The 19,841-nt window shown below is 55.9% G+C and carries 19 protein-coding genes; 10 read left to right on the top strand and 9 right to left on the bottom strand.

Annotated elements, in window-relative coordinates:
- Positions 1–72: 72 nt before the first annotated feature.
- The 3 genes from nusB to rho all read right to left on the bottom strand — a co-directional run bounded on the left by nusB (position 73) and on the right by rho (position 2,921).
- Positions 73–540 carry a transcription antitermination factor NusB gene (gene nusB / locus ACGY09_RS16575; protein WP_375314935.1) on the bottom strand — a complete coding sequence of 156 codons (468 nt, stop codon included), beginning with the start codon at positions 538–540 and terminating at the stop codon, positions 73–75.
- A gap of 123 nt (positions 541–663) precedes the next feature.
- Entirely contained in the window at positions 664–1,143 is a 480-nt protein-coding gene (gene ribE / locus ACGY09_RS16570) for a 6,7-dimethyl-8-ribityllumazine synthase (RefSeq protein ID WP_373649124.1), read from the bottom strand.
- A 233-nt stretch (positions 1,144–1,376) separates the two neighbouring features.
- A complete protein-coding gene (gene rho, locus ACGY09_RS16565; protein WP_397568603.1) occupies positions 1,377–2,921 on the bottom strand; it encodes a transcription termination factor Rho in 1,545 nt (514 codons plus the stop codon).
- Positions 2,922–3,392: 471 nt separating this feature from the next.
- On the opposite strand from rho, the gene ACGY09_RS16560 reads away from it, so the two are divergent.
- Entirely contained in the window at positions 3,393–4,886 is a 1,494-nt protein-coding gene (locus tag ACGY09_RS16560) for a hypothetical protein (RefSeq protein WP_397568602.1), read from the top strand.
- Positions 4,887–5,161: 275 nt separating this feature from the next.
- Here the strand turns inward: ACGY09_RS16560 and ACGY09_RS16555 are convergent, their stop codons facing one another.
- From ACGY09_RS16555 to ACGY09_RS16545, 3 genes are all read right to left on the bottom strand, one after another.
- Positions 5,162–6,691 (bottom strand): HTTM domain-containing protein, encoded by a 1,530-nt coding sequence (locus ACGY09_RS16555; protein WP_397568601.1) that lies wholly within the window; start codon positions 6,689–6,691, stop codon positions 5,162–5,164.
- Between the two features lie 137 nt (positions 6,692–6,828).
- The gene (locus ACGY09_RS16550; RefSeq protein WP_397568600.1) at positions 6,829–7,275 is read right to left on the bottom strand and encodes a hypothetical protein; all 447 of its coding nucleotides are present in this window, start codon (positions 7,273–7,275) and stop codon (positions 6,829–6,831) included.
- Positions 7,276–7,540: 265 nt separating this feature from the next.
- Entirely contained in the window at positions 7,541–8,473 is a 933-nt protein-coding gene (locus ACGY09_RS16545) for a DUF1559 domain-containing protein (RefSeq protein ID WP_373649129.1), read from the bottom strand.
- A 548-nt stretch (positions 8,474–9,021) separates the two neighbouring features.
- On the opposite strand from ACGY09_RS16545, the gene ACGY09_RS16540 reads away from it, so the two are divergent.
- The 4 genes from ACGY09_RS16540 (at position 9,022) to ACGY09_RS16525 (ending at position 13,076) form a co-directional block, all read left to right on the top strand.
- A complete protein-coding gene (locus ACGY09_RS16540; RefSeq protein WP_397568599.1) occupies positions 9,022–9,936 on the top strand; it encodes a leucine-rich repeat domain-containing protein in 915 nt (304 codons plus the stop codon).
- A 183-nt stretch (positions 9,937–10,119) separates the two neighbouring features.
- The gene (locus ACGY09_RS16535) at positions 10,120–11,100 is read left to right on the top strand and encodes a GntR family transcriptional regulator (protein ID WP_397568598.1); all 981 of its coding nucleotides are present in this window, start codon (positions 10,120–10,122) and stop codon (positions 11,098–11,100) included.
- A 151-nt stretch (positions 11,101–11,251) separates the two neighbouring features.
- On the top strand, positions 11,252–11,698 hold the full coding sequence (locus tag ACGY09_RS16530; protein WP_397568597.1) for a hypothetical protein: 447 nt from the start codon (positions 11,252–11,254) through the stop codon (positions 11,696–11,698).
- A 244-nt stretch (positions 11,699–11,942) separates the two neighbouring features.
- The gene (locus ACGY09_RS16525; RefSeq protein ID WP_397568596.1) at positions 11,943–13,076 is read left to right on the top strand and encodes an alkaline phosphatase family protein; all 1,134 of its coding nucleotides are present in this window, start codon (positions 11,943–11,945) and stop codon (positions 13,074–13,076) included.
- A gap of 228 nt (positions 13,077–13,304) precedes the next feature.
- Here ACGY09_RS16525 and ACGY09_RS16520 read toward each other — a convergent pair whose 3' ends face one another.
- Entirely contained in the window at positions 13,305–14,003 is a 699-nt protein-coding gene (locus ACGY09_RS16520; protein WP_397568595.1) for an LON peptidase substrate-binding domain-containing protein, read from the bottom strand.
- On the bottom strand, positions 14,000–14,395 hold the full coding sequence (locus ACGY09_RS16515) for a DUF309 domain-containing protein (protein WP_373649135.1): 396 nt from the start codon (positions 14,393–14,395) through the stop codon (positions 14,000–14,002). Before ACGY09_RS16515 ends, ACGY09_RS16520 begins: the two co-directional genes overlap by 4 nt.
- Before the next feature lie 185 nt (positions 14,396–14,580).
- Between ACGY09_RS16515 and nth the strand changes: the two genes are divergently transcribed.
- The 5 genes from nth (at position 14,581) to hemQ (ending at position 17,545) form a co-directional block, all read left to right on the top strand.
- Positions 14,581–15,258, top strand: a complete 678-nt coding sequence (gene nth, locus ACGY09_RS16510) for an endonuclease III (protein ID WP_397568594.1) — start codon at positions 14,581–14,583, stop codon at positions 15,256–15,258.
- Positions 15,259–15,593: 335 nt separating this feature from the next.
- A complete protein-coding gene (locus tag ACGY09_RS16505) occupies positions 15,594–15,779 on the top strand; it encodes a twin-arginine translocase TatA/TatE family subunit (protein ID WP_373649137.1) in 186 nt (61 codons plus the stop codon).
- A 65-nt stretch (positions 15,780–15,844) separates the two neighbouring features.
- Positions 15,845–16,141: a twin-arginine translocase TatA/TatE family subunit gene (locus ACGY09_RS16500; protein ID WP_373649138.1), complete on the top strand. Its 297-nt coding sequence runs from the start codon at positions 15,845–15,847 to the stop codon at positions 16,139–16,141.
- A 142-nt stretch (positions 16,142–16,283) separates the two neighbouring features.
- On the top strand, positions 16,284–16,655 hold the full coding sequence (locus ACGY09_RS16495; RefSeq protein WP_373649139.1) for a hypothetical protein: 372 nt from the start codon (positions 16,284–16,286) through the stop codon (positions 16,653–16,655).
- 44 nt (positions 16,656–16,699) lie between these two features.
- Positions 16,700–17,545 carry a hydrogen peroxide-dependent heme synthase gene (hemQ, locus tag ACGY09_RS16490; protein WP_397568593.1) on the top strand — a complete coding sequence of 282 codons (846 nt, stop codon included), beginning with the start codon at positions 16,700–16,702 and terminating at the stop codon, positions 17,543–17,545.
- Between the two features lie 374 nt (positions 17,546–17,919).
- Here the strand turns inward: hemQ and ACGY09_RS16485 are convergent, their stop codons facing one another.
- The gene (locus ACGY09_RS16485) at positions 17,920–19,116 is read right to left on the bottom strand and encodes a sulfotransferase family protein (RefSeq protein ID WP_397568592.1); all 1,197 of its coding nucleotides are present in this window, start codon (positions 19,114–19,116) and stop codon (positions 17,920–17,922) included.
- Between the last annotated feature and the right edge of the window lie 725 nt (positions 19,117–19,841).

Here is a 19,841-nt window from a genome sequence, read left to right as displayed (position 1 = left end):
CCGCGATCGAGCGGCACGCCACTCAGTCGAAGCGTGCCGCGATTTCAGCCTGAAATGTCAGGAACGAACGGATCAGACATTTCCTGAACCGAGCGATTCCGAACGGGATTCGGGGTTCGCGGGCACAGACTTTCGCTTCGATTCGGGGACGAGTTTGTCGAGGATCCCGTTCACGAACGAGGCCGACTGCGCCGACCCAAAACTCTTAGCTAGCTCGAGCGCTTCGTCAATCACGACGGGATGGGGGGTGTCCGTATAGAGCAGTTCGAAGGCTCCCAGACGGATCGCGTTTCGATCCGTGGGCGGCATTCGGCTCAGCTTCCAGTTGGCAGCGACAGACTCAATTTTCTTGTCGATGGCTTTGAGTGACTCAACCGTCCCTGCAAAGAGACTCCAGGCAAAACGGCACAATTGCTCATTATTGTCCAGCAATTCCTGAATCTGATCGCGGATCATTCCGGCAGAAACGTCAGGATTCAGATCCTTCTGAAACAGCATTTGCAGAACGACTTCTCGGGCTTGATGACGGCGGGATGACATACGGATGCTCAAAGGGGTGCAAATGCGGGCTCAGCGAAACAGGGGTCCCATTATAGTGGACCGCCGCTGTCCGGCTGGAACTCTTTTCTTGAAATTAGGGTTTAGCAGGTCGATTCGAGAAATCTACAACCCCTGCGATTTCATCTGTGACAGCAAGTTCATCATTTCGATCGCGGCGAGCGAGGCTTCAATCCCCTTGTTGCCCGCCTTACCGCCCGCCCGATCCAGCGCTTGTTCCATCGACTGGCAGGTCAGAACGCCAAACGTAACGGGGACCCCGCTCGACAGCGAGGCCTGCATGATGGCCGACGCCATCGGGTGGTTAATGTATTCGTGGTGAGTCGTTTCCCCCTGGATGACGGCCCCCAGGCAGACGACCGCCGCAAACTGACCACTTTCTGCCAGCCGCTTTGCGGGCAACGGAATTTCAAATGAACCCGGGACCCGGACCACCGTAATCTGGTCGTCCGACAGACCGTGCCTTCGAAACGTATCGAGTGCACCCGACAACAGACGATCTGTTACCAGATCGTTGAAACGAGAAACAACGATTGCCACGCGGACGGGAGCCGCAAGCAGATTTCCTTCCAGAACAGACGGCATTCAATACTTTCAGAAGAAGAAAGACAGCTGACGAACTTGATCAACTCGACTTTTTACAGGATCACGTTCGTCACACGTGGTCAGTTTTCGGGTTTCGGCACCGTGGTTTCGGCACCGTGGTTTCAACTGGGGGCCTCCCCGGGCGGGCTTTGCCGGGAGTGCCGCAGCCTGGCAACCGAAACCGGCGGTCGCTTGCTGCGGGACTTGCCCCGGTTTCGGGACGCTCTCGGCGCCTAGTTCAGGTTCATTGTCATCAGGAATTCATCGTTGGACTTGGTCCTGCGCATCCGGCTGGTCAGCAGTTCCATCGCTTCGACTGGATTCATGTCATTCAGAATTCGCCTGAGCAGCCAGACACGACGCAGCTCTTCCTCCGACATCAGCAACTCTTCGCGACGTGTTCCTGAACGATTGACATCGATGGCAGGCCAGACTCGCTTCTCGACCATACGGCGGTCGAGATGAAGCTCTGTATTCCCTGTCCCTTTGAACTCTTCGAAGATCACATCATCCATCTTGCTCCCCGTGTCGACCAGAGCCGTGGCGACGATGGTGAGGCTACCCCCTTCTTCGACATTACGAGCAGCCCCGAAGAATCGCTTGGGATGCTGCAAGGCGTTCGCGTCGACCCCCCCGGTCAGGATCTTGCCCGAGTGTGGACATTCCGTGTTCCAGGCGCGCGCCAGTCGCGTGATCGAATCGAGGAAGATCACGACGTGCTGACCGTACTCGACCATCCGTTTGGCCTTCTCGATCACCATCTCGGACACTTGGATATGTCGGCTGGGAGGCTCATCAAAAGTACTGCTGATGACTTCGCAGTTCTTGCCTTTGACCTGCCGCTCCATGTCGGTCACTTCTTCAGGACGCTCGTCGATCAGCAGCACGATCACGTAGACGTCCGGATCGGAGCTCAGTACGGCTTTCGCCATTTTCTGAAGCAGGATGGTCTTACCCGCTTTCGGCGGGGAAACGATCAGACCTCGCTGTCCCATACCGATCGGCGAAATCATATCGACCACGCGGGTGCTGAGTTCATTGGGGTCGCTGCACAGCTTGAGTCGCCGCGTGGGGTGAAGCGGAGTCAGGTCGTCAAAGAAGACCTTTTCCGTAAGGAGGTTCGGGTCCTCATTATTGATGGCTTCGACACGCAGCAGGGCGAAGTATCGCTCATTCTCTTTCGGTGGGCGGATCTGCCCGGCGACCATCGCACCGTTGCGAAGCCCGAATCGACGGATCTGGCTGGGCGATACATAGATGTCGTCAGGACAAGGCAGATAGTGATAATCGGCCGCTCGCAGGAACCCGAAACCGTCTGGCAGGATCTCCAGCGTCCCCTCGCCAAACATCAGGCCATTCATCTTCGTCCGCTCTTTGAGGATCTTGAAGATGAGGTCCTGTTTCTTGAGTCCCGTGTATTCTGAAATGTTTTCGCGTTTCGCGAGAACAATCAGGTCTTTCATCGTCAGGCGCTGAAGTTCCGCAATATGAATATCAGACGAGCCCCGTTTGATCTCTTCATAACGCTCGTCCGCCACGAAGTGGTTCGCGTCATCATCCTCTTCCACATCGACAATTTTGGCTGGTGCCGCCGGAGCAGCAGGAGGTGTCTCGCGCGGCTCCCGCTGCAGAGCCGGCTCGCGAGAGACAGCCTCTCGTGAAATGGGCGTGTCGCGTCCCAGCGATGCCGACAACGGTCCCTCAGAAGGGACATCCCAACCGGCAGCAGGTGTTGCAGGAGTAGTACGAGGATACGAGGGGCGGGGTTTCATAGTCATTTTCGTTTTTGGAAACTAATTCGCAGCGGGATGTGAACGTAACGCGAGTTCGGTCGCAGAACCGTTTCGGCGGATAACGCTTTATGGGGGAGGCAAGACGTTCAATTTGTTCGGACAGGAGATTTCAAAGTCAAGACGTTAGTCAGAGATTTGCAATGAAAAGGGCCCGCACCAAGCACGACTGTTCGTACAGGTTTCCGCAAGGGGATATGGAATTCGCAGACGAGCAGTTCAGGAGGGTGTCAATCAGCAGTACAACTGTTGTGGCGATTTTACCAGCGGATTGCAACTCAAAAATCGACAGTTTTACCAGAATCTTTCATACCGATTGTCTGTATCCAAATCGATTTTTTCGATGAGATTGTTCTTGCCGTTTCACAACGTCAGAGATAGTCTGTCAGACGCTTTGTCTTTGAATCTTGCGACCCTAACCTTTCTGCGATTCTGAAGCCCCCTTCCGGGAGACGCATTGTGACTGAAGAACTTCGCTCCAAGCTTCAACCTGTACAGCGTCGACAGCTATTTCAATCCATGTCCACGTGGGTGATTACGGGCTTACTCTGCGGTGCAGCAATCGGTATCGGGTGCGCTCTGGCACGTCTTGCCGTTCACTGGCTCGACGGCAGCTGGATGGCAGCGGCCGCCCTGATCGCCGGACCCGCCCTGGCGGGTCTCGCAGCAATCGTTTTGCTGATGCCACGGCCTAACTGGGTCGCTGCGGCTCGCGCCGTCGATCACCACTACGGCCTGAAGGACCGCACCGAATCGGCTCTCGATTTTGCCAGCCGTCATATCCCCGCGGATAAACAGGCTTTCGCGGAATTGCAACTGGCCGATGCGATGCGCCACCTGGATACGGTTGAACCGGAAGTCGTCGCCCCGTTTAAAGCTCCCCGACTTCTGACCGGTGCCCTGGTCGCCACGGCGGCTGCCGTTATTTTTTCCCTGATCCCATTGAAACAGGAAGAACTCGTCGCAGGACCCACTGTTCCGGACGAGCAAATCGTGGCGGAAGCCCTGGCGATTGAAGAAAGCATCAAGGAACTTGAAGAGGAATTTCAGAACGATTCGGACCCCGGCCTGGAGCAACTTCTCAAGGAACTCAAGCAGAAGACGGAAGAACTCAAAGACCCCGGCGTTGACGTGAAAGAGGCTCTCGCCAAGATCTCCGAGATGCAAGCCGCCATCCAGTCCGCCCAAAGCCAGTCGAGCCTGGAACAAGTCGATCAGCAACTGCAGGAAGTGGGCGAGGCCATGGCTTCCGCCAAAGCACTGGAGGGTGCAGGCCAGGCGCTTGCCGAGGGGAAGTACGACAAGGCGATGAAAGAGCTGGCAGAACTGAGCGAACTGGAATTCGATCGCAACGAAGCCCGCACCACCGCTGAAAAACTGAAAAAGGCGGCCAAGCGTTCCAGTAACGGAGCCGATGGGGCCATCAGCGATGCGGCCAAAGATCTGGCTGATGGCATCGAAGAGGACGACGACGACAAAGCACTCGCCGGAGCCCGGAAGCTCGGTGAAAAAGCAGGCAAACAGGCACGCAAGAAGCGAATCAACGATCTCTTGAATGCAGAACTGGCCGAATTGAGCGATCGCAAATGTAACTGCCAGCAAAACAGTACTGCGAAAGGGAAGAAGAAGCAAAAATCAACCAGTTCCTCGTCCAACTGGGGAATGTCGGAAAGCGGCAACATTGATGGCGATGCCACGAGTCTGAATTCCGAAGTCAATCGTGAACAGGTCGCCGGGATGGCCGGTGAAGGTGATTCCGACTTCGAAACCAGTTCGTCGTCGGAAGGTCGCCAGGAAGCCCAGCGGGGATACAAAGACGTCTATCAGCAGTACAAAAAGATGAGCGAAGCCGTGCTCGAGAACGAACAAATTCCACTCGGCCACCGCCAGACAATCCGCCGCTACTTCGAATCGATTCGCCCACAGCAGAGCGAAGAGCCAGAGAAGAACTAGGGCTGCTTATCGAATGCGACCAAGGTCGCACCCGCCTTCGTAAGCCCCTTCACACGGGCCGCCTCGCAAATTCAAAACCTGCCGAGAAAACGCCCCTCACTGGCTCGTCCGGTGGGGGGTGAACTAATACGGAGCCTGTTCTTCAAAAGAAAAGCCACCGCAGGGAAGCATGTTCGAGCGGCAAGGCTCCGCGTGAGCAAAACTATCGTCCACTCTGCCCTTGAGGCTTTGACCACAGCCCGAGCCGCTGAAATCAAAAAGCCCCTGCTCAACTTTCAAAACGTGGCGTCTTCCGTTGGTGTCACGAGAAAGAACGGATCGACCTGCCGGGGTGCCGGCTGGATCATTTCTTCGGGAGAAGGGACAAATACGTGCTGTTCCCACTCTTCCAGCGGGACAGTCCAGGGTTCGCGTCTCAAAGGTTCAGTCAGCGGAAGAATCCACGGCTGAGGGAACCAGGTCCGCTCGACCCGGGCGTAGTCGAGGTCGGGATCCATCATCAGTTGAGGTCGGCGACCATTTAAAGAGACGAGCGCCAGAACCCGGATCTGAAGCGTCCCCTTTCCGTGGGCCCGAAAATGGTCCCGCAGAAAATGGACGAATGTCAGAATCATGTCGCTGTCTTTACTCATCCGACTCAACTGGCGGGACGTCAGGAACGTACGCAAATCAGCGACTCCCCCTTCCCCAGTGCGGGGATCGCGGATGTAAAACCGTAGTCCCACATCCTTCTCCCGCAGCATCATGTGCCAGGCAAAGTGGTGCCCCTCCTCAGACCAGGTAGCAGGCTGGGTATAGAAGAGACCCCGAAATGGAAAAAGCAACTGCCAGACAACATAGACACCCAATAGACCGAGCGTCATGTTCTGCCGGAAGGGGGAAACAGGCTGAAGAAGACCCGCCTCAGGCGTCAATCGGGATCGCAAAACGAAGCGCCGAGGCCAGTCGGGGGGGAAGAAGAGTAATGTTGCACCGATCATCAACCACGGGAAGATTCCGATCTCGAACAGGACCGAATTCATCAGATGGAATAGAACACCGACGGCGAGGGCGGTCCAGCGTGTCCGTTTCCACAGCAGCAACGGCACAATCAACAGATCCAGCAGCATTCCGCCCCATGCGAATGCGATCCCCGCATACTCGTGCGCCAGCGACGCGCCGACCCAGGGCAGGTCCGAGCGGCGTTTCAGCCACATGCCGAGGGGATACCCCTGCAGCCAGTCACTGTCCAGCTTCGCGAGACCTCCGTAAAAATACGGGATGCCGATCTGTAATCGAAGCAGCCAGAGTGTCCACGCGGAGACAACTTGAGACCGCAGTGAAGACCTTAACCAGGCATCGACTGACAGGGCATGATGGGCTGGCAAGAAGACCAGCAATCCACTGAGCAGCACAATCAGGTAGTAATGATTGAGGTAAAACGCCTTCTCGATCAAAAAAACATGCGCCATCCCCACCGCGAAGACCAGCGCAGACAAACGATAGAACGCCCCCAGCAGAATTCCCGTCGCCGCGACGCCCATCACGCCGAAATGCCAGTACATCCCTGACCCAGGCCAGGGATGTACCCAGCCAAACCCTGGATAGGTGAAATGCATCACCGGGCGAATATAGAGCTGATCGATCCAGCCACTCTTTATGGTCGACACCACATGGTAAACCATGATGGCACCGAACAGGATGCGGAAGTAGACCAGACTGGCGATGTCCACTGGAGCGAACAGCCACGCGCGGCAATCCTTGTTGCAGGATGATGCGTCAGCAGGCGGCACGTCACGGGGACAGTGGGTTTCGGCGATCGACATAGAAAAGCGAGCGTCTCAGGGGGACTTACCAACCTTGAATTTCAGGACACGCCCGACTGCCTGAAAGAACTGCGTCCAGGAACGATCTGGGTTCTCGATTCAGAACAGAACACTTTCTTATAAAGCATGATACGCTGCTATCGCGACTTCGATGTTTTCGATGGCGGCGGCGGGGTCAGCTCAAGCTCAAAGTAGTTGTCTCCAGGCCCCACAGTTTCTTCCAGCGGTGTCTTTCCGCACGCGAAACGATTGGTGTCTGTAATCGGAGCGTCATCATCTATGGGAGGAGGTGCAAATACGCTAATTGTGTGCGTACCTACGATGGCACCATCTCCTCTGCGGTAGGTCGTCAGTTCGAAGGACCCATCCTCCTGAATCAGGCCGGAAGCAGAGCGTCCCGTGTCGTGCGTTTTTTTCTCGCCCGTTCCGATGGGTGTGAAAACAACCATCCCCTCAGTCAGAGTCTGGCCTCCACAGGTTACCGTTCCACTGACACGCGCCACCTGAAATTCCTGCTTGCTACACCCTGCTCCGACGAGAGCGCCGATCGCCAGAAGTATGGCGGGGTGAATCGGTGATTGCATGACCGTAGCCTCTGCTTAAAAAACGTATTGGATCCGACATTTCAAAAGGCGGTCGTGGGCCCAGTGATGGACGTCAGCGCTTCGATGGGACCGCTTCCCCCGGACGGCTCCCCCTTCGGCACCAACTCTCTCATCAGTGATTCCACAGACGAAGAAGGTCGAAAGGCGTTGCCCGACTGAAACCAGTCAGGCAACGACACAACATCAATATTCCTCGAGTCACCGCCAGGGTGAGTTCAGCGGTTACCGGCGGATGGAACCTTGATTACTCGACACTGACAGGATTTCCGTCGGCTTTGTCACCCAGATAGCTGTAGGTCCTCATGTCGATATTGTCCGAGATAAACCGAACCGATCCATCAGCGAACAGGAAGGTAACCCCACCGGTGTGCAAGCTGGCAAAGCAATCGTCGAACTGGTTCAACGTATCGATCGGCAAAGCATTTCCACCGTTCGGAATGTGGTTCATGCCCGTTTCGGCGACAACGTTCTGATGCTGGTTGTTGGTTCCCAGCCAGATCGGGAAGTCACCGACGTTGGGGTGCGTCGGCCCGGAGATAGCGCGAGCAAACCGGGTATAACCTTCGCCAACAGCAAAGGTATTGCTGGTCCCGTCAAGAACGTCACGAATCTTCGTGGGGCTGTAGGTCGCTTTGATCTTCCCAAACATCCCGGTAATCGAACCACCGCCAGACCCCAAACACCCTTTGTAGTCGGAACGACCAAAGCCACCGAGTGATGCACCGCTGGGAGAACCAGCCCCGGGGCGGACGGGCGACCGGGTTATCATGCTGTTCGAAGGACACAGGAAGGCTGGCAAGACCACGTCTGTCACACCGGGAATCAGCGGCAATGAACGCTCGGTGTAGACAGAGTTATTCGTGATAATGCTGCCGTAGTTCGTGAAATTCAGCTGATTGTAGATATTGGCCTGATCAAGCCCCGGCAGCAGGAATGTTGCCCAGCCATAGTCCTGATCCCCGAAGACGGTCCCCGGGGGAAAGCAGTTGTGGACTTCGTGGTAGTTATGCAGAGCGATACCGATCTGCTTCAGATTATTGCGACACTGAGTTCGTCGGGCGGCCTCGCGCGCTTGCTGGACGGCAGGCAACAGCAGTGCAATTAACACGGCGATGATGGCGATCACAACCAGCAGCTCAATCAATGTGAATCCGAGACGCTTTCGACAAGTCTTCATGGGCGAAATCTCCAGTAGAGAGTCATGACTGCTCGAGGCAATCAAAAAGGAAAAGAAAGAGAAATGCACTGCGTTGGACTCAATTGAAGTCAGACGTACTGCACAGTGTGCGCGGTGACAATAATTACAAAAAGACTTTTTTGGTGTCTAGGATTCTGGACGGGGTTCGCCGACCACCAAATCCCTTTTAACACAAAATTAACTGAACGTTCACATAGTGCATACGGTGGGAGCGAATGCTTGTGACGATACCCCGCAAGAACAGAAAAACAACATTTTTATTACCTCTTTTCGAAGAAATTCTGCAAACTTGCGCGAATTGCTTCACCGGCAACCAGATACCGATTAGGTTGCTCAACACACCCCTACGAACTAAGGTGGAATCAGCTCGCAGAGTGATTTTCTGCGTCACGGCTGGCAATCTTTTGGTGGCATTTTCATAAAAAAGCCACATGTATTATTTCACCACCTTCTCAGAATGCGTGCGATTTCATCACATGGCATTCCACAACACGGCCGAATCTCGCAGCCAAACAGGACATCGCAGAATGCGTCAGCCAACCTGGTTTATGATCGCCACTTCATTGACACTGTGCCTCACGATCGGGTGCAGTCCGCAAGCATCGCCGGAGTCCACCGTGCTGACGGCACTCCAGGCGGACGGCAGCCTCAAGTCTGCCACCAACGCACAGGGGAACGTCATCTCGATCTCGTCCCGAGCGATTTCGAACGAATCCGCTCCCAAGCTCGAGTCCTTCCCTTCTCTTCAGATACTCGCACTTGCCGGCAGCCCGATCGGGGACGGGGGACTTGCATCCATTTCCCGCCTGTCGCATCTCGAATCACTCTCGCTGGAAAATTCCCAGGTGACAGACGCAGGACTGGCACACCTCAGCGGACTCAAGCAGTTAAGCGACCTGAATCTCTCTGGATGTCAGATCACTGACGCCGGCCTGATCCCCCTTTCGGAACTGACCGGACTGACGACGCTCAACCTGAACGAGACTCAGATCAGCGGCTCGGGACTTTCCCAATTAACCAAGCTGACTCACCTGGAAGCTCTCTATCTGCAGCGCACACCGCTCAACTTCGAGAATGCGGCCCCCTTAACCGGATTGCAGAACCTGAAAATTCTCCACATGGCAGGAACCAACACGGGCCGCGGAATCGAAAAAGCCATCACCGGACTTCCCAGTCTCGAGCGACTGTATATCAATGAGACACGGATCGCAGACGACGATATCCCTGCGCTGGCGACGGCACTGGCAGAGCACTGCCCGCGGCTGAAAGGCCTGTTCATTGAGCAGACATCCGTTTCAGACGACATTATCGACTCGCTGGCGCCGCTCAAAGACCTGCCCGACTTTGCATTGCTGCATGTTCAACGAACGCAGATCACGAAAGACGGTGTTGTACGATTGCGAAAACTGCTGCCAGAGGTCAATGTGATCAGTCATCATTAGAGCATTCGGCACACCCGCTCGCTGGCGTGCTGCGTTGGGTAGCGCGCCGTCGCGATCACGTTGCCTCTCATTCGGTGGCACCACAGATCGCCACGGGGCGACGTCGACGTTGCCGCACTTACTCGCAGTCAATTCAGCGCCTCATCGAATCGATCAGGCGAAACTATCCTCAACGGAGGTCTCATGGCGGAAGAACGCACGTCGCTCGACACGCGAGTCTACCAACATTTGCTCGGACAGATTTCTGCTCGCCAAGTCGAGTTGGGCAGCTTTCTGAAAGCAGGCAAACTGGCCGTCGAGATGAACGTCAGCCGCACCACGGTTCGCAAGGCCCTGTCTCGATTGATTGATGACGGCTGGGTGAAACAGACGCCGGCTGGACACACTTACGTCGCGAAATGGCCCCCGAAAGCCGCCGCTGCGGCCGTCGAAGTCATTGAGGTCGAACAACAGTCGCAGATCAAGTCGGTCTACTGGCTGATCTTCGACTGGATCCTGCAGGGAAATTGTCAGTTCGGCGCGGAAGTCAATCCACGCACCTTTGTCGACCTCTTCGGCGCCAGCATGGGAACGGTTCGTCATGCACTCGATGCACTGACCCGGGATGGAATTCTGATCAAGGCGCCACGGCGTGGCTGGCGCTATGGAACCCTCACCTGGCAGGACATCATCGATACGATTGAGATCCGGACGATGTTCGAGTCCGAAGTCCTCCGTCGCGCGGGCCATCAGATTCCTCAGGCTTCTCTCGAAGAACTCAAGGCCGAGACCGAGAACGTCCTGCAGTCCATCGACACCCTGTCCGAGAGAGATCGACGACAGGCTGACTACCATTTCCACACCACTCTGGTGGAACAAACCACCAGCCTTGTCCTCATCGGATTGGTCAAACCACTCATCCGGCGCAGTATGTATTGCAGCCTCACCTCTCCTTCCGACCGTCGCCATCAGGCCAAATCGTTTCGCGAGCATCTCGGAATCATTGATGCTTTGCAGAAGGGGGATGTGGCCTCCGCAGTGGACGTTTTTCAGGCTCACATGAGCCGCAGCCTGCTGGACGGACTACGGACGAAGCTGCCTCATCTGAATTCGAACGAAGGGATCGACCTCGCCCGCAACGAGCTTGCGAGCATGTTGACCCCTGCCGCAGAACCGCAGCCCTGACAATGCACTTGGTCGAGCAACCAGGAACCTGGCCCTTTCCGTAAAAAAGGAGCCTTCCAGGGCTCGACGCAGCACGAGTCCTTCCGCCATCCTGTTACTCCCCTGCACCTCAGCCTGATTCTGACCTCTGATCCCAACGGAAGCGTCGTACATGAAAGCCCTGCTCCGTAATGCTGCCGCAGTGTTTGTCGGATTGCTTGTCCTGTTCGTTCTGGTGACAGCCGTCGAAGTCGTCACCCTGGCCCTGCACCCCTATCCTGAAAACTTCACCCACACCATGGAAGAAGTCTGCCAGCACGTCGAGCGTTTCCCGGCGTGGATACTGGGTTTGGCGGCAGGCGCCTGGGCCATCTCCGCTTATCTCAGTACCTGGGCCACACGAAGAATGGGCAGTCCTTACTCCGCAGGTGTTGTGGGGGTATTACTGCTGGCAGCTCTCTTCGGTAACCTCGCCATGCTCCCCTATCCCGAATGGTTTAAGGCGACGGCCGGTATCGCGGTCTTCGTCGCGACCGCTTTCGCAATTTTCTCACGCACGAACAGAAGTTCCCCCGTCGTGGAAACCGCGCTGCCATGCGAGCAAACTCCGCCTGCCTGATGGCATCAACGGAGATCGGCCCCGTCGACAAATCATACTGCGACCACTGTCGCCCTCCCTCCTTGTCAGCACCGACGTCATTGCAACGGCCGCCGACAGCCGACCGTCTTTCGAGACGCGTGCCTGATCGGTAAGATCCGGGCTCCCTCGAAATCCAATTTGTACATGCTCAACCTGAGCATCACGAAGTCCCACCCTGGGTCACGCTGGATTGTTTTTCATTCAATGAAAGGGCTGCAGTCTCATGGTCAAGAGCGAACGTCGTGTCCCGTTTTTACGATGGGCGTCGTCCCTGATGCTGATGTTAGCGATCGTCGCTGATACGGTTTCCGGGCAGGATCTCAAAACGAAAAACGTGATTCTAATCACGACAGACGGACTTCGATGGCAGGAAGTCTTCACGGGAGCCGAAGAGGCCCTCATCAATAAGGAACATGGGGGAGTGACCGACGTCCAGAACATCAAATCGAAGTTCTGGAAAGAGACGCCAGAAGAGCGGCGTGCTGCCCTGTTGCCTTTTTTCTGGACCAAGATCGCCAAAGAGGGTCAACTTTACGGCAATCTTCCCGCAGGCAGTTCATCGCAAATCACCAACACGATGAAATTTTCGTACCCCGGCTACAACGAGATCCTGACGGGTTTCGCCGACCCCCGGATCGACAGCAATGCGAAAAAACCAAACGAAAATTTCACAGTGCTGGAATGGCTGCATCGCCAGCCCGAGTTTAACGGGAAAGTTGCCGCCTTCAGCGGTTGGGACGTCATTCCTTACATCATTAATCGCGAACGATGCGGCTTCCCCGTCATGGGAGGATGGGAGCGAGTTCCCGAAGAGAACCCCAGTTCTCAGCAGCAGATTCTGAACGAACTGATCGAAGACACAATCCATCGGCCCAACGCGGCTGAACTCAACGACACGTTCATCTTTCAGGCCGCCCGCGAGCACCTGAAACGGCACCAGCCGCGCGTCCTGTTCGTCAGCTTCCTCGAAACCGACCATTGGGGACATGCCGGTCGATACGATCACCTGCTGGAATCCGCACACGTCGTGGACGACTACGTCCGTCGACTGTGGGAACTGGTTCAGTCACTCGATCAATACCGTGACAAGACCACAATCATCCTGACGACCGACCACGGCCGCGGCTCAGGCCTCGAAAACTGGAAGCACCACGGGGCGAAATACGAAGGGGCGGAAGACATGTGGATGGCCTTCCTTGGCCCCGATACACCCCCACTGGGCGAACGCACCAAGTGTGACCGAGTGACCCAAAGTCAGGTTGCCGCGACACTGGCGGCGCTCCTGGGCAAAGACTATTGCGCCGCAGTCCCCAATGCAGGCAAGCCGGTCGCCGACGCACTGCCGAAAAAGCCATAAAAGAGTGAAGCGGAAACGGGACTCCGAGTCCCGCTTTGACCCGCAGACATTTAAGAAGGGCGTGTCGAACCTCGGCACGCCCTTCGTTCATTTCGCGATGCAATTCCAGTCTGCCGTGAGAATTGAACCTGCCGACGATCGCCCAACCCTGACCGTTCCGCCTGCCCGAGACCCGTTCGGGTTGGATGGCTGAGGAGGAGGCTGTTTGTCGATGGCCAATCGAGCGGATCAGTTCATGCTGAACACAGGAGGAAAGGTGCGTCCCGCGGAGCCGACTTGTCCTTCCAGCGCCTCCTGCAGCAGATCCATCAGCATCTCGCTGCGGGTATCGATATTCAGCTCTTCCTGAAACTGTTGAGAAATCTTGGCAGGGAGCGGTACGGATCCGAGCAGAACATCGGTCACGGTCCCCAGGGGCAGGTCCAGGAAATCATGAGCGAACAATTGGTTCAACTTGATCTTGGGAAAGAGTTGAGCGAAGGCGGTGACAAGGTGCTTGATGCGTTCCTGTCGGTCGTACGACAGGGATTCGTCCTGTGCTTCGAGGCAGATCTCCAGTTGCCCGACGCGGTAAGGGAGGTCCAGCTTTTCTTCCCGCAGGAGATTGGCCCGAGCAAGACCGCGCAGCACCAGGTAGTAGCGTCCGTCCGCCAGTTTCTCGTGAGCGATGATTTTTCCCAATCCGACCACGCGATGCACGGGAGCCACTTCCCCCTTCGCGACCCCTTCCCATCCCGGCCGCAGCAGGCTCATCGCGATGAGACGCTCGCCATCCAGCGTATCCGCCATCATCCGGCGATACCGGTCTTCAAAAATGTGAAGCGGAAGCAGAGCGTGGGGAAAAAGCACAATGTTGGGCAGCGGAAAAAGCGGCGCCCGTCCTGAGAAATTTTTCAAGGCAGTATCAAGTTCTGGCAAGTCGCTCATCCGATCGCTCCTTGCGAAACATACTCGATTTTGGGGACCAGTTCGTCGCGAATCGCGACCGTTGTCGGATAGGCTTCGGTGTTGTCGATCAACTCCTGAAAACAGGCGCGGAAGTCCTGCAGGAAGTTCGACAGCTTGATTCCCATGTACTCGTCGCCATAGGGATCCAGTTTGGTCGTCGCGGCGAAGAACAGCTTTTTCGCCCCGCCGAAGTTTTCGTTCCCGAAATGAAAAAGTGCGATGGAGGCCTGAATCAATCCCTGAATAAACTTTCGCTCGTCACCAACCGTTTCCGCCCACAATTCTTCGAGCACGTCATGACACTCAAAGAATTCCTCTTCATTGAAGAGGCGTACGCCTTCGCGATACTGTGCCGGAAGATCATCAATCACGGTCCTGATTCCCACCAAAAACAGCCTCGACAACAGAAACAACACAGCCAGTCTGACTCGTTAAGCGAACCTGTCAGCGGCAAAGTCGATCCAGTTTCAAATTTCTCAGGCTGAATTCTAGGCGCGTCACCTCGCCAATTTCCACGACGAACTTTCGCACGGCGGCATTTGTAGAGCGGTTTTCCATGACAAAAAGACTTTCCGGACAAATCACCCCTACTGAACAACGACGTGTCCAACAGATTATCCGGACGCTGGCCAAAACCTACCCCGTGGCACTTTGTGCGTTAAACCACGCCTCTCCCTTCCAGTTGCTGGTGGCCACGATCCTGTCGGCGCAGTGTACAGACGAGAGAGTTAACCTGGTGACACCCGGCCTGTTCGCCCGCTACCCGTCGGCCGAAGACCTGGCGCAGGCCCGCCAGGACGAACTTGAGGCTCTCATTCATTCGACGGGCTTCTACCGGAACAAGGCGAAAAACCTGATTGGAATGGCTCAGGCCGTGGTGGAAAATTACGGGGGTGAATTACCGCAGAGCCTGCCAGAACTGATCGCCCTGCCCGGAGTGGGCCGAAAAACGGCAAATGTCCTGTTGGGAACAGCGTTTGGAATTCCCAGCGGAATCGTGGTCGACACCCATGTGGCGAGAATCAGTTACCTGCTGGGACTGACCTCCAATAAAGGGGCCGAACAAATCGAACGGGATCTGATGGAATTCGTTCCGCAGAAAGAGTGGATCAACTTCTCGCATCGGCTGATCCATCACGGGCGACGAATCTGCATTGCCCGCCGACCGAAGTGTCTGGAGTGCCCGCTGTTGAAAAACTGTCCGCGGGTTGGCCTGCCTGAACTACCAGATTGACACGTTTCGTGAAGCGGGTAGAATCTGGCGTACCGCTCATCCCTCCTGCTCTCTCGCGGGCGAACCGAGTGGAAACACGTGATTGCAAATCGATTCCTGAGAGGATCGATTACGGAACGTGCCCGGTTCGTCATGATCGAACTCGAAGACTGTTTCCGATAATGAATTTCCACCCTGGAAATCACGGCAAAATGTTTCCGAGCGAGAAATAGCCCCTAAAAGTGCATACGTGATATTGTATTGCACATGCGGATACGCGAGATACGAGCTTTCTACCGCCTTCGCGGTGGCTCACCGATTAGACTGAATAAGGTCGTGCTTTTTCGAGGAGACTGATGATGGTGCCTACTCTTGCCTTACTGGGACCCGGAGAGATGATTTTCTTCGGAATTATCGTCCTGGTGCTGTTCGGTAGCCGCTTGCCGTCGGTGATGAAGTCGCTCGGCCAAAGCGTGACCTCCTTCAAAACCGGACTCAAGGATGATGAAGAGAACACCGAGAACCTCGACAACAAGAAGTAGGCCCGGTTTCATCCTCGTTCCAGACTTTTCTGTATTTGCGGCTTCGAGAAGAAGGAAAAACTGACATGTTTCCACTCGCATTCATTGGTAGCCTTGGTCCCGCTGAAATGTTGTTTGTGGGAGTGATCGCACTCCTGCTGTTCGGCAAGAAGCTGCCCGAAGTGGCACGCAGCCTGGGCAAGGGCGTTGTCGAGTTCAAGAAGGGGCTGCGCGGGATCGAAGACGATGTCGAAGCAAACCTCTACTCGAATCGCACCGATACCAGCAACATCACACGACCTGCTCCGCGTGACGAAAGCGTCGAAACGACTGCTCCGAAGTTTGAACCACCCAAGTCAGAACCCACAGGCAGCGAAGTCTAAGCTCTCCTGCCTCGCGTTCGACACCAATCTGCCGGCACCCACTGCGCTACGACCCATCACCAGCGTTCTGGCGATTTCGCAGAACACGTGGTAAAAGTCACAGGCCATCTGAGTGTGATGATTCATTGACGGGAGCTTCCGCATGGGACTGTTTGGCGGGAAAGACTGGAACGTAATCGCGATCATCTTCGAGAGCCGAGTGATGTATCGCGTGAATGGCCAGCGAGGCAAAGGAAGTGAAGCGACGAAGTGTCGTGACGGGGCGAAAAACCATGATCGCACCATCTACTGGGCCGTCTTCAATCAGAAGCGAGGCTTCATTGAAGGGGGCGGCGGTAATGGAGAACGGATGGTCTCGAGCGATGTGATCGCCAGACTTAAAAAAGAGTTCTCGACCAATCCGACTGTCACCGGAATTCTGGGGACCCTCGAACGAGGGGAATTGACGAAGGTGTCAAAGCCACTCGCCTTCACTGGCTACCCAAAACCCGAACAGGGCCCGCCGGACGAGTAACGACCGTCCCCTTCTTCCAACCTCTACATTCGAGAAAGTTGTTCGTGAATCGACCGTCACCGTCACACGCTGCATTGCCTGAACCGTCTGCAAAACTGATTGATGGCTGGCACTGCCTGCACATCTATTACCGCGTTGATCAGGCGGCCCTGCAAGGCCTTTCTGCCAGCGACATTGCTGAAGGGCGTGAGGCACTGGTCCACCTGCTGGACCCCGAACGTCCCGGTGCACCCGCTCGACTCCAGACTTCAGTTGTCTCAGGACACAAAGCCGATCTGGGCCTCATGATCATGGACGCAGATCCACTGCTGATCGACGGGGTCTGCCAAGGCGTGCGAGCATCGAAACTCGGTTCTGTCCTGCAGCCGACCTATTCGTTCGTGTCGATCACAGAAGTCTCGGAATATGTACCGACGGTCGAGCAATACGGAACCAAATTGCGACAAACCGAAGGGCTGTCGGTGGAAGATCCCGCCTATAACGCGAAGCTCAATGCTTACGCTCAGCGTTTGCCGATGATGAACAAGCAGCGCCTGTTCCCGGACTTCCCGGCCTGGCCCGTCACCTGCTTCTACCCGATGAACAAGATCCGCCACCCCTCCGCCAACTGGTATATGGAACCGTTCAGCAGCCGGTCGGCAATGATGTCGGAACATGCGACAAGCGGGATCAAGTTTGCCGGCCGCGTCAGCCAGCTCATCACAGCCTCAACCGGATTCGATGACTGGGAATGGGGTGTCACGCTGTGGGGACGAAATCCTGAGTACATCAAGGAGATCGTCTACACGATGCGATTCGACACCGCATCAGCCAAATACGCCGAGTTCGGTCCATTCTACATCAGCTACCTGAAGTCACCCGTCGATGCCCTGGAGCATCTGCAAATCTGAGATTTGGCTTGATGGGACGTGTCCTGAAGCGAGACTTTCATCGGCAGGATGAAAGCTGTATTCCTGCCGGAATCTCCCCAGTCCTTCCGGGACTCAGTGGACTCAGTGGACTCCGCGAATCGAAATCCCTGGCGAACGACCGGTAGCCCACCCTTACGGGCTACCGGAGTACCCGGTAGCTGAGATTCCGCATCCCAGCCACAATAAGAGTGGCCGTGTCCGCAATCCTCCGCAATTCATCTGGCACCTGCAGACGCCACGACGAGTCCTGTGATCGGCAATGCAGAAGACTCGTCCTGCCAGGCGTGACCACCCGCCCACCGTGGCAGAGGGGCGAGACTCGCCACTTGATTGCAGGGTTCCGCCCCAGCGACTCAGACGTCGATCGTGGCCGTTTCTTCTTCCGGCAGCCGGCTGGGATAACCGTACCGCTCGAAAGACGACTTCCAGCGGTTGTAAACCTTGCGCATCAGGTTCACATCCATATTGAACGAGTTCTTACGGTACCGGGTCAGTTCGGGTAACTGCTTTCTGATGGCCCCTTCGAGGTTGGGCCAACCATCCAGGTTCAACCCCTCGTAGACGCGCCGCATTTCGCCCAGAGGATCAACTTCCAGGTCCTCAAAACGCATCTCGTGGAGATTGCCGGGAGGAATGAGCTTTCGGCCCCGCTCGTAAGCGTCCATACAATGGACGTACAAATTCAGGGCATCTTCCTGCATTGCCTCATCCATCTTGATTTGGGCCAGGCCGTTCTCGGCAAAGAGCGTCCTGCGAAGATGCATACTGGAATTATAGACGGCGTACGGGTCTCGATAGATGTAGACGAACTTGGCGTCCGGGAACATTTCGAGCAGCACCGGGATGCGGAACGTATGCGTCGGCGACTTGAAGACAATCGGCTTGTTCTGCTTGATTGTCAGTTTCTTCATAAAGTAGAGGAACCGCTCCTTCCACCGCTCGAATTCTTCCTTGGGAAGATCATTCAACTCGAAGAAACGCTCATACTTTGACGGATTGTTCGGATGGGCCAGCATGAGGTAAGGCGACAGGCCCGACATCAGAACCAGCGCAACTTCGTCTTCCTGCGGCATATGGAAGCCCGCTTCGACGTTATCCATCGGGCGAGTCTTCGGAATCATACGACTGGTCAGAGACGTAACGACCCGTTCGGTCAGCAGAAAGTTTCCCGGAAACATCACCTCATACAGGTTGGGGAACGTGAACTGAGGATCCAGCGTCATCAGGTTATGCAGCAGCGTCGTCCCGCTTCGCCAGTGCCCCAGAATGAAAACGGGAGGGTGATCGATTGTCTGGCGTGCGATCTGGCGTCCGTAGATCGCTGATTCCAGCAGGTTGTTGCCCGAGTTGATGGCACTCAGGGCCGTGATGGAAATCAGCTTGTGAAGCCGACTCCAGTGCAAGGGAGGGCGTGAGGCCAGGACCTTCAGCCAATTGCCAAACGACGAACCGTGCCACATGCAGAAGAACCCCTGAGGTTCAAACTTGGCACCGGCATTCCCCACTTTCGGAGAGGGGGAAGGAGGCTGCAGTTTCGTTGGTTTGGTCACTCGGTCGTGTTCCGTCTGAACATCAGTACTGGCCAATGGTTCCGTGTAAGTTAGCACGGCATCTCCACGTTCGCGAGTAAAAAAATGTGCACCATCGCAGTTTGACTGTACGAGATTGCATTGGCCCTTGTGCGTAATCTAACTGTCGGCCAGTTGCGAGACATTCCTTGACATTCTTGTCTCGCACAGGAACAGGGAGCGGAGTCGATCTCGTTGTCGTCCGGTGGAACGGGAACTCCCATTGCGCTTCAGGTTCTCCCTGTCACCATACCCATCGTCCTGCGCGGGAAGAAGTTCCATCATCGGGTGCCCGTACCGACGACATACCCGCAGGCCTCTCGAAAGACGACTCAATCCTCTATTTCAATCCGCAGCCCCCGAGCCTGACCGAAAGAGCATTCGCCGGACGAAAAACCCCAATCCACAAACTCACCCAGAACGCCCCGTTTCAACACGGAGAGGGAAATTAAGCTCACCTGATTGCCCCGACCTGACGACTCCGAATGCCCCGCTTTCCTCGACGATATTTCTGACGGGACACAATTCGCGTCCCTGATCGAGCGAGCCGGATCGAACCCCCGCCCCGCGCTTCCTCTGCTCGACAGGGTCCCCGTCTTAGATCAGTCCCCTGCCTGAAAAGCCGCTCGGCGGGATCGACCGGGAAGTGATTCACGTGTTGACGGGAGCCTCCCAGCGGTATAATCGCGCGCCCCGTCCCAATCTGA

This window comes from Schlesneria sphaerica, from assembly GCF_044336245.1.
In the GTDB taxonomy this organism is placed as follows: domain Bacteria; phylum Planctomycetota; class Planctomycetia; order Planctomycetales; family Planctomycetaceae; genus Schlesneria; species Schlesneria sphaerica.
The sequence above is the reverse complement of the archived record's forward strand: the minus strand, read 5'-3'. Positions and strand labels throughout refer to the sequence as shown.

Coding starts and splice junctions, on each gene's coding strand:
- nusB (WP_375314935.1), bottom strand. CDS start 540: ATGTCATCCCGCCGTCATCAAGCCCGAGAAGTCGTTCTGCAAATGCTG.
- ribE (WP_373649124.1), bottom strand. CDS start 1,143: ATGCCGTCTGTTCTGGAAGGAAATCTGCTTGCGGCTCCCGTCCGCGTG.
- rho (WP_397568603.1), bottom strand. CDS start 2,921: ATGACTATGAAACCCCGCCCCTCGTATCCTCGTACTACTCCTGCAACA.
- ACGY09_RS16555 (WP_397568601.1), bottom strand. CDS start 6,691: ATGTCGATCGCCGAAACCCACTGTCCCCGTGACGTGCCGCCTGCTGAC.
- ACGY09_RS16550 (WP_397568600.1), bottom strand. CDS start 7,275: ATGCAATCACCGATTCACCCCGCCATACTTCTGGCGATCGGCGCTCTC.
- ACGY09_RS16545 (WP_373649129.1), bottom strand. CDS start 8,473: ATGAAGACTTGTCGAAAGCGTCTCGGATTCACATTGATTGAGCTGCTG.
- ACGY09_RS16540 (WP_397568599.1), top strand. CDS start 9,022: ATGCGTCAGCCAACCTGGTTTATGATCGCCACTTCATTGACACTGTGC.
- ACGY09_RS16535 (WP_397568598.1), top strand. CDS start 10,120: ATGGCGGAAGAACGCACGTCGCTCGACACGCGAGTCTACCAACATTTG.
- ACGY09_RS16530 (WP_397568597.1), top strand. CDS start 11,252: ATGAAAGCCCTGCTCCGTAATGCTGCCGCAGTGTTTGTCGGATTGCTT.
- ACGY09_RS16525 (WP_397568596.1), top strand. CDS start 11,943: ATGGTCAAGAGCGAACGTCGTGTCCCGTTTTTACGATGGGCGTCGTCC.
- ACGY09_RS16520 (WP_397568595.1), bottom strand. CDS start 14,003: ATGAGCGACTTGCCAGAACTTGATACTGCCTTGAAAAATTTCTCAGGA.
- nth (WP_397568594.1), top strand. CDS start 14,581: ATGACAAAAAGACTTTCCGGACAAATCACCCCTACTGAACAACGACGT.
- ACGY09_RS16505 (WP_373649137.1), top strand. CDS start 15,594: ATGATGGTGCCTACTCTTGCCTTACTGGGACCCGGAGAGATGATTTTC.
- ACGY09_RS16500 (WP_373649138.1), top strand. CDS start 15,845: ATGTTTCCACTCGCATTCATTGGTAGCCTTGGTCCCGCTGAAATGTTG.
- ACGY09_RS16495 (WP_373649139.1), top strand. CDS start 16,284: ATGGGACTGTTTGGCGGGAAAGACTGGAACGTAATCGCGATCATCTTC.